The sequence below is a fragment of the Marseilla massiliensis genome (genome assembly GCF_023336985.1).
GTDB lineage: Bacteria > Bacteroidota > Bacteroidia > Bacteroidales > Bacteroidaceae > Prevotella > Prevotella intestinigallinarum.
The window spans coordinates 193,373-208,300 of the sequence record NZ_JAMBLP010000001.1 but is presented as its reverse complement, the minus strand read 5'-3'; the positions used below and the strand labels follow the sequence as shown (position 1 = coordinate 208,300).

The following is a 14,928-nucleotide window of genomic DNA, read 5'->3' as shown; positions in this document are numbered from 1 at the left end:
GAAACAGAGTCAGTCGAATATTGTTGTGGCATAGAGGTCAAATTCCTCCGCACCTGTTATCTTGGCATCGTAATAGTGGCCCACGGCCAGTTTCCGCTCGGCTGCGGGCAGCAGCACCTCGGGGTCGACCTCCGGCGAGCAGAACTCCGTGCGGCCCACGTAGTAGTCGCCCTCACGGCGGTCAATGACCACCTTCATGACACTGCCCACCTTTGCAGCCTCCACCTCGGCGCTGATTTCCTGTTGCAGCGCCATGAGCCTGTCGAGCCGCCGCTGCTTCACCTCGGGCGGCACGTCGTCGGCGTAGTGTTCGGCAGAGTAAGTGCCGTCTTCCTCTGAATAAGCAAAGGCCCCCATGCGCTCGAACCGTGCCCAGCGCACAAAGTCCATCAGCTGGTCGAAGTCGTCGTCGGTCTCGCCCGGGAATCCCACCATGAGCGTTGTCCTGATGTGTATGCCCGGCACCTCGGCGCGCAGTCGCTCGACGAGCCTGTATGTCTCGTCCTTGGTGACGTTGCGACGCATTCTCGACAGCATGTTGTCAGAGATGTGCTGCAGGGCTATGTCGAGGTAACGGCACACATTGGGCCTTTCGGCCATGACCTTGAGCAAATCCCAAGGGAAATGCGCCGGGTAGGCGTAGTGCAGCCTCACCCACTGCACGCCCGGCACCGACGCTATCCTGTCGACGAGCTCGGCAATGTGCTGCCTGCCGTCGATGTCGACGCCGTAGTATGTCAGTTCCTGGGCTATCACCTGGAACTCTGTGGTGCCCCCGGCCACGAGCTGTTCCACCTCGGCCACTATCTCGTCGACGGGGCGGCTGGCATGCCTTCCGGTCATGATGGGTATTGCGCAGTAGGCGCATGTGCGGTCGCAGCCCTCGCTGATCTTCAGGTAAGCGTAATGGCGGGGCGTGGTGACATGGCGCGTGGCGCCGCACACCTCGGTGCCCGGGTTGCCCATGTCGGCAATGAGCTGCTTGTAGTCAAACTTGCCGTAATACTTGTCTACCTGTGGTATCTCTGCCTCGAGCTCCGCCTTGTAACGCTGCGACAGGCACCCCATCACATAGAGGCGACTGATGCGCCCCTCTTCCTTGGCCTGGGCGAACTCGAGAATGGTGTCGATGCTTTCCTGCTTGGCGTCTTCGATGAATCCGCACGTGTTGATAACCACTATGTCGCCCTCGGGCGTGTCGCTGTCGTGCGTGCAGCTGTATCCGTTGGCCTCGAAGAGCCCCATGAGCGTCTCGCTGTCCACGAGGTTCTTGGAGCACCCCATGGTTATGATGTCTACCGTTGGCTTCTTCACTGTCAGTCTTTCTTGAATAACGAATCCACAAACTGGCGCTTGCTGAAGAGCTGCAGGTCTTCCATGCCCTCGCCAAGTCCGATGTACTTGACAGGCACCTTGAGCTGGTCGCTGATGCCTATGACCACCCCGCCCTTGGCTGTGCCGTCGAGCTTGGTGATGGCCAGCGATGTAATCTGTGTGACGGCCGAGAACTGCTTGGCCTGCTCGAAGGCGTTCTGCCCTGTGCTACCGTCGAGCACGAGCATCACCTCGTCGGGTGCCTGTGGCAGCACCTTCTTCATGACGTCCTTGATTTTCTTAAGCTCGTTCATCAGGCCAACTTTGTTGTGCAGTCGGCCGGCGGTATCGATGAGCACCACGTCGGCCCCGTTGGCCTTGGCGCTGCTGAGCGTGTCGAATGCCACCGACGCGGGGTCGCTGCCCATCTGCTGCTTGATGACTGGCACGCCGACGCGCTCGCCCCATATGCACAGTTGCTCTACGGCTGCGGCACGGAAGGTGTCGGCAGCGCCGAGGTATACTTTCTTGCCGGCTTTCTTGAACTGGTAAGCCAGCTTGCCTATGGTGGTGGTCTTGCCCACCCCGTTGACGCCTACGACGAGTATCACGTATGGCGAATGGTCGGCGGGCAGTTCCCAGTTGTCGTTGTCGTCGGAGTTGTTCTCGGCCAGCAGCGCCGCTATCTCGTCGCGGAGTATGCCGTTGAGCTCTGATGTGCTGATGTACTTGTCACGCGCCACGCGCTCTTCGATGCGCTTGATGATCTTGAGGGTGGTGTCCACTCCGACGTCGCTCGTGATGAGCACCTCCTCGAGGTTGTCGAGCACATCGTCGTCAACCTTCGACTTGCCGGCCACTGCTCGGGCCAGTTTGTCGAAGACGCTTGTCTTGGTCTTCTCTAGACCTTTGTCGAGCGTTTCTTTCTTGTTTTTGTTGAAAAAGCCGAATATTCCCATATCGCGATATTTTGTGCTGAGACAATGCCGGCCGGCGCGGGGCACGGGCCCCTGGGCGCCGGTATGCACTTATCATCTGCAAAGATACGAATAAAAACCGAGAGTCGGAAAGATTATGGGGATAAAACAGGGGGTATACCGGAAGTTGGGAGAGCTGGGAGGACTGGGAGAGCTGGGAGGACTGCGAGGGCTGCGAGAGCTGGGAGGACTGAGAGAGCTGGGAGAGCTGAGAGAGCTGGGAGGGCTGGGAGACAGCCACCATACAAAACAGCAAGCAGGCCACCCAGTCGTGGGGTGGCCTGCCGGATGTTATGAATAAAAGTATCTTAGTTCTTGAAGAAGTCCTTTACGGCCTCGTTGGGAACCATCTGCTCATCAAAGATGTAAGCACCCGTCTTCGGGCTCTTGACCATCCTTATCACTTTTGAGTAAGCGCGACCATCCTTTGAGCCTTCGTGGAGGGTTGCGACGGTTTTCTTTGCCATGTGTAAAGTGCCTTTAAAAAATTATTTAATCTCTTTGTGGAGAGTCATCTTCTTGAGGATGGGGTTGTACTTCATGAGCTCCATCCTGTCGGGAGTGTTCTTGCGGTTCTTCGTGGTGACATAGCGGCTTGTGCCGGGCAGTCCACTGTTCTTCATCTCAGTGCACTCCAGTATAACCTGTACGCGGTTGCCTTTAACTTTCTTTGCCATAATGAATTAGTCTCCTATCACTTTTATTTCCTTCCAGTCGCAGTATCCTTTGGAGACGGCTTGCTTCAATGCAGCGTCGAGCCCTACCTTGTTAATCAAGCGGAGGCCTGCAGCGCTGATCTTCAAGCTTATCCAGCAGTTCTCCTCAACATAGTAGAACTTCTTTCTGAAAAGGTTAACGTCAAAGCTGCGCTTTGTGCGGTGCTTTGAGTGAGACACATGGTTGCCTATCTGTGCCTTCTTACCCGTAATCTGACAAATCTTCGACATTTCTATCTAAGTTTTCTTTGTTCTTTTTAGTAACTTATTCCAAACAGGTTGCAAAGGTACGGCATTTTTTTCTAAAAACAAAATATTTGCCCTAAAAATCAGCGTTTTAATGATTTTTTTCTTTCGCTGTCACCATGTGCCGGCCTTGCTGGCGTTGTGTCGGCAGCCAGAGCTTGCGGTGCTGCCCGCGGCTCGGCGCGGTCACTCGCCTGCCCCTCCGCCGTTGTCGCCGGCCTGCTCGGTTTCTTCTTCCCGCAGGAAGTCGAGGAACAGTTGCATGGCCTTCTTTGTGGCTATGGCCAGGTTGATGTCACGCCCGTGGTCCTCTTCGACCTTGAGCGTCCTGACGCTGCCCGGCGATCCGCACGCCACCCAGATGGTGCCTACGGGTATCTCCTTCGACCCACCTGTGGGCCCGGCCAGCCCGGTTGCGGCTATGGCGAAGTCGGTGCACAGAGCCCTGCAAGCCCCCTCGACCATTGCCACGGCCACCTCTTCGCAAACGGCCGTCTTCTCTTCGATGAGTTCGTGGGGCACCCCGAGCATGCGCTCCTTTATCTCGTTGGCGTAAGAAATGATGCCCCCCTTGAAATACTTCGACGCCCCGGGCACCGAAATGATGGCCTCGGCTATGCGCCCGCCGGTGCAGCTCTCGGCGGTGCCGAGCGTCTGCTCCCTCTCCCAAAGCAGCTGGCTTATCTCCCTGCTTATTATCTTGCTTTCAAACTCCATGATGTGCTTTTGTGTATGTATGAGTGTAGTAAGTCTGTTTGTCTATTGGAACGTCACCTTCGAGAACGCCGGTGCGTCGATGCTGCAATGCACCCCGTCGAGGTACTTGTAGTAGCCCGTGATGGCAATCATTGCGGCGTTGTCGGTGGTGTAGCTGAACTTTGGTATGTATATGGTCCAGCCGTACCGTTCGGCATGGTCGCGGAAGGCGGCCCTGAGCCCGTTGTTGGCGCTCACCCCTCCGGCCACGGCCACGTGCTTTACACCGGTCTGCTTGACAGCCTTGCGCAGTTTCTTCATGAGTATGTCTACTATGGTGTGCTCAAGGCTTGCGGCCAGGTCTTCCTTGTGGCGCTCGATGAAGTCGGGCTCTGCCGCCACCCAGTCGCGCAGCGAGTAGAGGAACGACGTCTTGAGGCCGCTGAAGCTGTAGTCGAGGCCCGGTATCTGCGGTTCGGCAAACTTGTAAGCCAGCGGGTTGCCCTGCCTTGCGAGCCTGTCGATGATTGGCCCCCCGGGGTATCCCAGCCCCATCACCTTCGAGCACTTGTCGATGGCCTCGCCTGCGGCGTCGTCGATGGTCTGGCCCAGCACCTCCATGTCGTTGTAGGCGTTGACCCTGACAATCTGCGAGTTGCCCCCGCTCACGAGCAGGCAGATGAATGGCAGCGGCGGCGCCGAAGTGTCGTCGTCGCTCTCTTTGATGAAATGCGCCATGACATGGCCCTGCAGGTGGTTGACATCGATGAGCGGTATGCCCAGCGAGCGCGCGAACCCCTTGGCGAAGCTCACGCCCACGAGCAGCGAGCCCATGAGCCCCGGCCCGCGGGTGAAGGCCACGGCCGACAGCCTGTCTTTGGTGATGCCCGCCCGCTTGAGGGCCTGGTCGACCACCGGCACCACGTTTTGCTGGTGGGCCCTCGAGGCCAGCTCGGGCACCACGCCACCGTAGGCCTTGTGCACATCCTGGCTGGCGGTGACGTTGCTCAGCAGCACCCCGTCGCGCAGCACGGCAGCCGAGGTGTCGTCGCAGCTGCTCTCTATGCCTAATATATATATGTCTTTGTTCTTTTCCATAGCATCCGTTATCAGTATGACAGTATCTCAACCCCGTGTTCGGTCATGAGGAAAGTGTGCTCCCACTGGGCGCTGGGTTTCTCGTCGCCCGTAATCACCTCCCAGCCGTACTCGTCGTCGGCGTCGATGAACACCTTCCACGTGCCCATGTTGATCATGGGCTCTATGGTGAACACCATGCCCGGCACGAGCAGCATGCCCGTGCCGCGGTGGCCGAAGTGCAACACCTCGGGCTCCTCGTGGAACTGAAGCCCCACGCCGTGGCCGCACAGGTCGCGCACCACCCCGTAGTGGTATTTCTCGGCGTGCTTCTGTATGGCGTGGCCTATGTCGCCCACGAAGCAGTAAGGCTTGGCGGCCTCGGCCCCTATCTCGAGGCACTCCCGGGCCACCCTGACGAGCTGCTCCTTCTCGGGTGTTGTCTTTCCGATGACATACATGCGTGAAGCGTCGGCGTAGTAGCCGTCGAGTATGGTTGTGAAGTCAACGTTGACGATGTCGCCCTCCTTGAGCACCACGGTGTCCTTGGGTATGCCGTGGCACACCACCTCGTTGATGCTCACGCAAACGCTCTTGGGGAATCCCTCGTAGCCGAGGCATGCCGGCACCCCGCCATGGCCCACGCAATAGTCGTGGCAAATACGGTCTATCTCGAGCGTGGTCATGCCGGCGTGAATACGGCGGGCCACCTCGTCGAGCACGCCCGTGTTGACCACGCCGCTGCGGCGTATGCCCTCTATCTGCTCGGGCGTCTTCACCAGGTCGCGCGTTGGCACGAGCTTGCCTTTCTTCTCCCAGTACATCACCTGCTTGTCAAGCTCGGTGAGCTCCTGCCCGGGCAGGGCGTGCCATCTTTTTTTCTTTGAAAACATAATCTGTGTTGTCCTAAAGCGTTAAAACAATGCAAAAGTACAACTTTTCCGCCAAACCGCGGCATCATTCGCTCATTTCTTTGCCTGCCGGTCAATATTTCCGGCCTTGGGGCGACTGCCGGCGCTGGCCGCGCCCCTCGCCGGGGGCATGCCTCAGGCAAGCATACGGCTCATATACCGCCTCATCTCCTTGCGGGCGGCCCCGAGCCTGTTTTCAACGCTCTTGTAGGCCACGCCGAGCGTGTCGGATATCTCAGACACCCGCATGCCGCCCACCACGCTCATGGTGTAGATGCGCCTCGACTTGGGCGACAGCCGTGCCATGCCCCTCTCGAGCAGTTGCATTATCTCGGCCGGCGCATACACCGATGCCGGCCCGCTGTCGGTGCCACAGTCGCAGTGGCTCTTCACGTAAGTCTCGTGCCGCTCCACCGACTTGCGGTGGCGCCAGTAGTCGGCCACGATGTTGCGTGCCGCCGAGTAGACCAGGCACGGCAGCGTGACGGCCGATATCATCTTGTCGGTCTGCAGCAGCCGCAGGAATATTGTCTGCACCATGTCCTCGCTGTCGGCGGGGCTGCCGGTGCACTTGGCCACGAAGGCCCTTAACTCGCCGAGATGGAGCGCGTAGTATTCGGCTATCAGGTTCTTAGAGGTTTCTGTCATTGGTTCGTTATAGTTTTAGTTTTTCAGTAATGCCCCGCCGCGCAGGAGCGGGACGCGCCGGGCGGCCGAGGCTTACGGCGTTGTTTTTGCGTGGATAACGCAAGCGGGCGCCAAGGGGGCCTGGCCCATGGTTGCCCGGGTTGCTGATTATCTATTGCAAAGATAACACATAAAGACGACAAGATGCAAATAATGGCGGTGGAAAATTGTGCAGAAAACAAAAATTCCCCTTTTCCAGACGGAAAAAACACCACCCCGGCGACAACCAAGCCACCCACGCGCCACGGCACGGGCCGAACCGCACCGCGGCAAGGGCCATACGTGAAGGCCGGACGGCCCACATCGACCGGCCATACTGCACCGGCCGCCGCGGGGCGGCTGCCCGGGCACTGCCCCACCCCGGCCGAGGCACCCGGAAACCGATTCGGGCCACGGCGGCAGCCGTCAGCCTCGTGGCCCGACAACCGCCTGCCGCCCGCCTTCATGCCGGCCTGGCACACCGTGTGGACAAGCAAGCGGCAAGCAGCCTGCCGACGGGCAACCGCACTGGCAACGACAGGCAGCGGCAGGATGGCCAAGGCAGACACATGGTGACAACCAGGGACAGGCGGGAATACGGTAGGTATAGTAGTGCCAAAATGTAATAGATATCTATATATACTATTACATTTGGCACTATACCGTAAAACAGACAAACCGTAACTTTGGTGTCACCACTTGTCACCAACGCCCGAGCCACCGGCCACAGCCACAGCCACCACAACCAGCCGCAAGGCAGGCAACTACCGCGACAGGGCCCCGCCAAGCAGTTTGGCACGCTATTTGCAAACAAACCATCGGTTGCTGCTGCCCGGCAAGGGCAGGCGGCACACCAAGGCACAATGACCAATAAACATAACAACTAAGACATATCATGCAAAAAGGCAACATCGGGGTTACCACAGAGAACATATTCCCCGTCATCAAAAAGTTCCTCTACTCAGACCATGAGATATTCTTGCGCGAAATGGTTTCAAACGCCGTAGACGCCACGCAGAAGATGAAGACACTGGCCGAAAACGGCGACTTCAAGGGCGAGCTGGGCGACCTGACCGTGCGCATATCGGTAGACGAGAAGGCCGGCACCATAACCATCAGCGACAGGGGCATCGGCATGACCGAGGAAGAGATTGACAAGTATATCAACCAGATAGCCTTCTCGGGCGTCAACGACTTCCTCGAGAAATACAAGGACAACGCCAACAACATAATAGGCCACTTCGGACTGGGCTTCTACTCGTCGTTCATGGTGAGCAAGAAGGTCGAGATAATCACCCGCAGCTACCGCGAGGGGGCCAAGGCCGTGAAGTGGAGCTGCGACGGCAGCCCCGCATACGAGATTGACGACGCCGAGCGCGACGGCCGCGGCAGCGACATCGTGCTGCACATAGACGACGACAGCAAGGAGTTTCTCGACAAGCACAAGCTGCAGGGCCTGCTCGACAAGTACTGCAAGTTCATGCCCGTGCCAATAGCCTTCGGCAAGAAGACCGAATGGAAAGACGGCAAGCAGGTGGACACCGACGAAGACAACATCATAAACAGCGTGGAGCCGCTGTGGACCAAGGCCCCCAGCACGCTCAAGGACGACGACTACAAGCAGTTCTACCGCACGCTCTACCCCATGCAGGACGAGCCCCTGTTCTGGATTCACCTCAACGTCGACTATCCATTCAACCTCACCGGCATACTCTACTTCCCGAGGATAAAGTCGAACATCGACCTGCAGCGCAACAAGATACAGCTGTACTGCAACCAGGTGTTCGTCACCGACCAGGTAGAGGGCATCGTGCCCGAGTTCCTCACCCTGCTGCACGGAGTGATCGACTCGCCCGACATACCGCTCAACGTGAGCCGCTCGTACCTGCAGAGCGACCGCGACGTGAAGAAGATATCCACCTACATCACCAAGAAGGTGGCCGACAGGCTGCAGGGGATATTCAAGGAAGACCGCAAGGCTTACGAGGAGAAATGGGACGACCTGAAGCTCTTCATCAACTACGGCATGCTGAGCGAGGAGAGCTTCTACGACAGGGCCAAAGACTTCGCCCTGTTCAAGGACACCGAGGGCAAGCATTTCACCTTCGACGAATACCGCACGCTAATCAAAGACAACCAGACCGACAAGGACGGACAGCTCATCTACCTCTACGCCACCAACAAGGAAGAGCAGTACAGCTACATCGAGGCTGCCCGCGCCAAGGGCTACAGCGTGCTGCTGCTCGACGGGCAGCTCGACGTGCCGGCAATATCGATGCTCGAGCAGAAGTTTGAGAAGAGCCGCTTCACCAGGGTGGACGGCGACGTGACCGACAGGCTCATCGCCAAGGACGACGCCAAGAAGACAGAGCTGGAGGCCGACGAGGCTGACAATCTGTCATCTGTGTTCAGCAGCCAACTGCCAAAGCTCGACAAGGCCGAGATCTATGTCGAGGTGCAGGCCATGGGTGAGCAGGCACAGCCCGTGGTAATAACCCAAAGCGAATACATGCGGCGAATGAAGGACATCAGCCGCTTCCAGTCGGGCATGGGATTCTATGCACAGATGCCCGACAGCTACAGCATGGTGCTCAACAGCGACCACCCGCTCATCAAGAAGGTGCTGGCCGACTGCGACAACGCCACCGCCGAGGCGCTGAAGCCCATCGTCAGTGAACTGAAAGGACAGCAGGCCAGGCTCGCCGCCATACACCAGAGCCAGGGCAAGAAGAAGCCCGAGGAGATAACGCAGGAAGAGAAAGACGACCTGGCCAACACCGAGAAGGCCGTGGGCGAGCAGCGCGACAAGAAGAAGGCCGTGCTGGCCGACTATGCCAAGGGCAACAGCATAGTGCACCAACTCATCGACCTGGCACTGCTGCAGAACGGCATGCTAAAGGGAGCCGCCCTCGACGCATTCCTGAAGCGCTCGGTCGACCTGATAAAAGTCAAGGATTAAGAGTTTAGGAGACTTGTTAGGAGTCAAGGAGACTTGTTAGGAGTTAAGGAGTTAGGAAGTTAAGGAGTTAAGACAATAGTCTTGCTACTTAATTCCTAACTCTTAACTTTAACTCTTAATTCTTACTTCCTAATTCTTACTCCCTAATTTTTACTCCCTAATTCTTACTCCCTAATTCTTACTCCCTAATTCTTACTCCCTAATTCTTACTCCCTAATTCTTACTCCCTACCCGGCGGCACTATTGCCCTCTAACTCCTATAACCCGGTCCACCCGACAAACATAGGGGGAGCGTACAGGGAGTTAAGGAGTTAGAAGACAATGGCAATATTCAAGGAATTGTTTTCAAAGGAATTGTTTTCAGGAGTTAAGGAGTTAGGTAGTGAAGGAGTTAAGACAATAGTTTTGTGAGCACGAGAACCCAGGGGCATGTGGAAAGTGTTACAGGAAGAGACAGTCAATGCTATTGTCCTCTACCTCCTTGTAACTCCGTCTACCTCCATCTACCTCCCTCTACCCCCATAATACACAAAAACTATTGTCTTAACTCCTTCACTACCTAACTCCTTAACTCCTAAATAGCTCCTTAACTCCTAAATAACTCCTTAACTCCTAAATAGAAAACAAGCTGCATATCATTGACATGCAGCTTGTTGCAAAGTGTGATTCCGCAGGGATTCGAACCCTGGACCCACGCCTTAGAAGGGCGTTGCTCTAATCCAACTGAGCTACGGAACCAAACCGGCCGCAAAGTTACACATATTTTGGCAAACAAGCAAACGTTGGCGACATTTTTTAACAAAAACTTTCAACACACCTTCAAGCACTCCCCCATGCTCCCCCAGCCCGCAACGACAGGCACGGAAAGAGGCCACAATGCCGCTTTATCATTTTTTAACCAAGCACACCGCAACATTATCCGCAAAAAATTAGCATTCCCGAACTTTATTTCGTATCTTTGCTGATGGTTGGCGGAAACAGCAGCCACGGCCCACGGGCCACAGGGCGACGCCCCGCCATCCACCGAGAACAAGAACAATGTAAACAACAAAAAAATCAAGAACAATGACAAAGCAAGGACAAATTTATAAATGCGCCGTATGCGGCAACATCGTAGAAGTACTTCACCCGGCAGGCGGCACACTGTCGTGCTGCGGCCAGCCGATGGACCTCATAGCCGAGAACACCACCGACGCAGCCGTTGAGAAGCACGTGCCAGTGATAGAGAAGACAGCCGACGGATACAGGGTGACCGTGGGCAGCACCGAGCACCCCATGCTCGACGCACACTACATAGAGTGGATTGAGCTCTGCACCGAGACCGAGACCATGAGGAAATACCTCAAGCCGGGCGACAAGCCGGTGGCAGAATTCAAGACCGACGCCAAGGCCGTCAGCGCACGCGAATACTGCAACCTGCACGGGCTCTGGAAAGGCTGACCGAAAGCCGGCCCGGAGCACAGGCGCAACCGGCACACACAACGGCGTGCGGGCACAAGGGGACATGTCCCCATGCCCGCACGCGCTGCGTCAATGAGGCAGCACGGCCCCACCGCATTTTGGGCAAAAAAAGCAAAAACTTTGGAAAATACACACATATATAGTTTTTTCTTTGTAACTTTACAAGCCGATTCGGCCAATGACAGGCCAAACGCACAGACAAAGAAGAAAAGAAAAAACATATATAATGCATTTTAAATGGAATTACAAACCACAGACAACAGAGGAGGAAAAGGCCGCGAAGGAGCTGGCTGAGAAAATAGGCATGAGCCCCATACTGGCCGACTTGCTAATACGCCGGGGCATCAGGACCGAGTCGGCTGCCAAGCGCTTCTTCCGGCCCATGCTCAACGAACTCAACGACCCGTTCCTGATGAACGACATGGACGTGGCCGTCGACAGGCTCAACGACGCCATGGGGCGCAAGGAGCGCATCATGGTCTACGGCGACTACGACGTCGACGGGTGCACGGCGGTGGCGCTGGTCTACAAGTTCCTGCAGCAGTTCTACTCAAACATGGACTACTACATACCCGACCGCTACGAAGAAGGCTACGGGGTGAGCCGCAAGGGAATAGACTACGCCAAGGCAACAGGGGTGAAGCTCATCATCGTGCTCGACTGCGGCATCAAGGCCATCGACGAGATTGCCTACGCCAAGACGCTGGGCATTGACTTCATCATCTGCGACCACCACGTGCCCGACGAGGAGATGCCCCCGGCCGTAGCCATACTCAACCCCAAGCGCCCCGACTCCACCTACCCCTTCAGCCACCTGTCGGGATGCGGCGTGGGGTTCAAGCTCATGCAGGCCTTCGCCAAGAACAACGGCATACCTTTCTCAAGGCTCATACCCCTGCTCGACTTCTGCGCCGTGAGCATAGCCTCGGACATAGTGCCGGTGACGGGCGAAAACCGCATACTGGCTTACCACGGGCTGAAGCAGCTCAACCAAAACCCGTCGGTGGGCCTCAAGGCCATCATCGAGGTGTGCGCCCTGACGGGGCGCGAACTGACCATGAGCGACATAGTGTTCAAGATAGGGCCGCGCATCAACGCCTCGGGCAGGATGCAGAACGGGCGCGAGGCCGTGGAGCTGCTCGTGGAGAAAGACCTGAACAGGGCAATGAAGGAGGCCGGGCTCATCAACGAATACAACGAGCAGCGCAAGGACGTAGACAAGCAGATGACCGAAGAGGCCAACCTCATCGTTGCCAAGCTCGAAAACCAGCAGCACCTGTCGTCGATAGTGCTCTACGGCGAAAACTGGAAGAAAGGCGTGGTGGGCATAGTGGCATCGAGGCTCACCGAGCTGTACTTCAGGCCCACGGTGGTGATGACGCTGAGCAACGGCATGGCCACGGGCTCGGCCAGGAGCGTGGCCGGGTTCGACATATACGAGGCCATAAAGAGCTGCCGCGACCTGCTCGAAAACTTCGGGGGCCACACCTACGCCGCCGGACTGTCGATGAAGACGTCGAACATACCTGAGTTCAGGCGGCGCTTCCAGCAGTATGTCGACGACCACATACAGCCGGAGCAGACGCAGGCCATACTCGACATCGAAGAGATGATAGACTTCAAGGACATCACCAAGAAGATGCACGCCGACCTAAAGAAGTTCGCTCCGCACGGGCCATACAACCCCAAGCCGCTGTTCTGCACCCGCAACGTCTACGACTATGGCACAAGCAAGGTGGTGGGCCGCAACCAGGAGCACATCAAGCTCGAGCTTGTAGACAGCAAGTCGAGCAACGTGATGAACGGCATAGCCTTCGGCCAGAGCGCCGCAGCAAGGTACATCAAGAGCAAGCGCAGCTTCGACATAGTATACACCATAGAGGAAAATGTTTACAAGCGGGGCGAGGCGCAACTGCAGATAGAAGACATCAAGCCGTCGGACGACAGCCAGGAAGCCCTGCAGTGACAACGCCAAGCCACAACTACGGGCCATGCAAGACAAGTTTGACAACATACTTCAGAAATACTGGGGCTACGCCGGCTTCCGTGGAATACAGCGCGAGATAATAGAAAGCATAAGCAGCGGGCGCGACACGCTGGGACTCATGCCCACAGGCGGGGGCAAGTCGATAACGTTCCAGGTGCCGGCGCTGGCCATGACGGGGGTGTGCATAGTAATCACACCGCTCATTGCCCTCATGAAAGACCAGGTGATGAACCTCAGGCGGCGCAACATAGCGGCAGCGGCCATACACACCGGACTTACCCACGACGAGATTCTGGCCACGCTCGAGAACTGTGTCTTCGGGGCGATTAAGATTTTGTATGTGTCGCCCGAGCGGCTGTCGTCTGAACTGTTCTGCACCAAGCTGCGGCACATCAAGGTGTGCTTCGTGACCGTCGACGAGGCCCACTGCATCAGCCAGTGGGGCTACGACTTCAGGCCGTCATACCTGCGCATAGCCGACATCAGGGCCATGCTGCCCGGGGTGCCGGTGCTGGCGCTCACGGCCACGGCCACACCGGCAGTGGTCGACGACATACAAGACAAGCTGGGCTTCGGCAGCCACAACGTGTTCAGGATGAGCTTCGAGCGCAAAAACCTGGCCTACGTGGTGAGGCACTCTGCCGACAAGGAAGCCGAGGCCCTGCACATACTGCAGCGCGTCGACGGGCCGGCCATCGTTTACGTGCGCAGCAGGGCCAAGGCCAAGGAGGTGGCCGAATACCTGGCCGGGCAAGGCATTAGCGCCACCTACTACCACGCCGGACTCGACAACGCCGACAAAGACGCCCGGCAGAAGGCATGGGTAAGCGACAAGGCACGCGTGATGGTGGCCACCAACGCCTTCGGCATGGGCATCGACAAGCCCGACGTGCGCACGGTGATACACACCGACTGCCCCGACAGCCTGGAGGCCTACTTCCAGGAGGCTGGCCGGGCGGGCCGCGACGGCGCGAAAGCCTATGCCGTGCTGCTGTACAACGGGGCCGACAGCCGGAAGCTGGCAAAGCGCATCGACGACAATTTCCCTGAAAAAGAATACATACGCAAGGTGTATGAGCACTTGGCGTATTTCTTCCAGGTGGCCGAGGGCTATGGCGAGAACATCACGTTTGAGTTTAACATCGAGAAATTCTGCCATACGTTCAAGCACTTCCCGCTGAGGGTGAACTCGGCGCTGAAGATTCTCGACCGCGCCGGATACATTGATTACGCCGAAGAGCAGGACAACGCTGCGAGGGTGATGATGACCGTGACGCGCGACGAACTGTACAGGCTTACCAACAACACGCCCAACGAAGACAAGGTGATAATAACGCTGCTGCGCAGCTACGGTGGACTGTTCAGCGACTTCCGCTTCATCGACGAGGGCATCGTGGCACAGCGGGCCGGACTGATGCAGCCACAGGTGCACGAGGCGCTGAAGGCGCTCGGCCGCAAACGGGTATTGAAGTTCATACCGCGCAGGGCCACACCTGTCGTCAGGTACAGGCGAAGGCGCGAAGACCCCGCAAGGCTCGTATTCCCCAAAGATGCCTACGAAGAAAGGCGAAGGCAGTTTGCCGAGCGCATCGGTGCAATGATGCGCTACGCCAACAACGACGACAAATGCCGGAGCCAGCAACTGCTGGGCTACTTTGGCGAAGACACGGCACAGCCCTGCGGCCACTGCGACGTGTGCCTCGAAAGCAAAGGCAACCCTGCCGACACAGCCGGGGCCGAAGAGGTGAGGGCCGCCATAGAAAGGCTGCTGGGCGACGGCATGCGCCACCACATCACCGAACTGCTGGGCATAAAGCAGCCACCCGAGACTGTTGACGCCACACTGAGGCGGCTCATCGAAGAAGAACACATATACCAGGAAGACGGATTCATATACAAAGGGCATTAACCACACTAA

At 57.3% G+C, this 14,928-nt stretch carries 13 protein-coding genes and 1 tRNA gene; 4 read left to right on the top strand and 10 right to left on the bottom strand.

All coding sequences use genetic code 11. The features are described 5' to 3' along the window. Window positions 1-9 precede the first annotated feature (9 nt). The 9 genes from rimO to M3089_RS00755 form a co-directional block, all read right to left on the bottom strand. The gene (gene rimO / locus M3089_RS00795; protein WP_205110654.1) at window positions 10-1,314 is read right to left on the bottom strand and encodes a 30S ribosomal protein S12 methylthiotransferase RimO; all 1,305 of its coding nucleotides are present in this window, start codon (window positions 1,312-1,314) and stop codon (window positions 10-12) included. 2 nt (window positions 1,315-1,316) lie between these two features. After that, window positions 1,317-2,273 carry a signal recognition particle-docking protein FtsY gene (gene ftsY, locus M3089_RS00790; RefSeq protein WP_249081236.1) on the bottom strand — a complete coding sequence of 319 codons (957 nt, stop codon included), beginning with the start codon at window positions 2,271-2,273 and terminating at the stop codon, window positions 1,317-1,319. A gap of 326 nt (window positions 2,274-2,599) precedes the next feature. Further along, entirely contained in the window at window positions 2,600-2,758 is a 159-nt protein-coding gene (locus M3089_RS00785) for a DUF4295 domain-containing protein (protein WP_205110659.1), read from the bottom strand. A 21-nt stretch (window positions 2,759-2,779) separates the two neighbouring features. Next, window positions 2,780-2,968 carry a 50S ribosomal protein L33 gene (gene rpmG, locus M3089_RS00780; protein ID WP_205110661.1) on the bottom strand — a complete coding sequence of 63 codons (189 nt, stop codon included), beginning with the start codon at window positions 2,966-2,968 and terminating at the stop codon, window positions 2,780-2,782. A 6-nt stretch (window positions 2,969-2,974) separates the two neighbouring features. Further along, entirely contained in the window at window positions 2,975-3,238 is a 264-nt protein-coding gene (gene rpmB, locus M3089_RS00775; RefSeq protein ID WP_205110662.1) for a 50S ribosomal protein L28, read from the bottom strand. A gap of 201 nt (window positions 3,239-3,439) precedes the next feature. Continuing rightward, entirely contained in the window at window positions 3,440-3,970 is a 531-nt protein-coding gene (locus tag M3089_RS00770; RefSeq protein ID WP_249081234.1) for a CinA family protein, read from the bottom strand. A 42-nt stretch (window positions 3,971-4,012) separates the two neighbouring features. After that, window positions 4,013-5,047, bottom strand: a complete 1,035-nt coding sequence (tsaD, locus tag M3089_RS00765; RefSeq protein WP_249081232.1) for a tRNA (adenosine(37)-N6)-threonylcarbamoyltransferase complex transferase subunit TsaD — start codon at window positions 5,045-5,047, stop codon at window positions 4,013-4,015. Window positions 5,048-5,058: 11 nt separating this feature from the next. Further along, on the bottom strand, window positions 5,059-5,919 hold the full coding sequence (gene map / locus M3089_RS00760) for a type I methionyl aminopeptidase (protein WP_262922128.1): 861 nt from the start codon (window positions 5,917-5,919) through the stop codon (window positions 5,059-5,061). Between the two features lie 153 nt (window positions 5,920-6,072). Next, window positions 6,073-6,585, bottom strand: a complete 513-nt coding sequence (locus M3089_RS00755; RefSeq protein WP_205110668.1) for an RNA polymerase sigma factor — start codon at window positions 6,583-6,585, stop codon at window positions 6,073-6,075. 913 nt (window positions 6,586-7,498) lie between these two features. Between M3089_RS00755 and htpG the strand changes: the two genes are divergently transcribed. Next, the gene (gene htpG / locus M3089_RS00750; RefSeq protein ID WP_249081231.1) at window positions 7,499-9,562 is read left to right on the top strand and encodes a molecular chaperone HtpG; all 2,064 of its coding nucleotides are present in this window, start codon (window positions 7,499-7,501) and stop codon (window positions 9,560-9,562) included. Window positions 9,563-10,225: 663 nt separating this feature from the next. Here htpG and M3089_RS00745 read toward each other — a convergent pair. After that, window positions 10,226-10,300: transfer RNA gene (locus tag M3089_RS00745), tRNA-Arg, on the bottom strand. Between the two features lie 327 nt (window positions 10,301-10,627). Between M3089_RS00745 and M3089_RS00740 the strand changes: the two genes are divergently transcribed. The 3 genes from M3089_RS00740 to M3089_RS00730 all read left to right on the top strand — a co-directional run bounded on the left by M3089_RS00740 (window position 10,628) and on the right by M3089_RS00730 (window position 14,919). Further along, window positions 10,628-11,002 carry a desulfoferrodoxin gene (locus tag M3089_RS00740; RefSeq protein WP_205110681.1) on the top strand — a complete coding sequence of 125 codons (375 nt, stop codon included), beginning with the start codon at window positions 10,628-10,630 and terminating at the stop codon, window positions 11,000-11,002. Between the two features lie 247 nt (window positions 11,003-11,249). After that, a complete protein-coding gene (recJ, locus tag M3089_RS00735; RefSeq protein ID WP_205110683.1) occupies window positions 11,250-12,989 on the top strand; it encodes a single-stranded-DNA-specific exonuclease RecJ in 1,740 nt (579 codons plus the stop codon). A 25-nt stretch (window positions 12,990-13,014) separates the two neighbouring features. Further along, window positions 13,015-14,919: a RecQ family ATP-dependent DNA helicase gene (locus M3089_RS00730; RefSeq protein ID WP_249081230.1), complete on the top strand. Its 1,905-nt coding sequence runs from the start codon at window positions 13,015-13,017 to the stop codon at window positions 14,917-14,919. Window positions 14,920-14,928 lie beyond the last annotated feature (9 nt).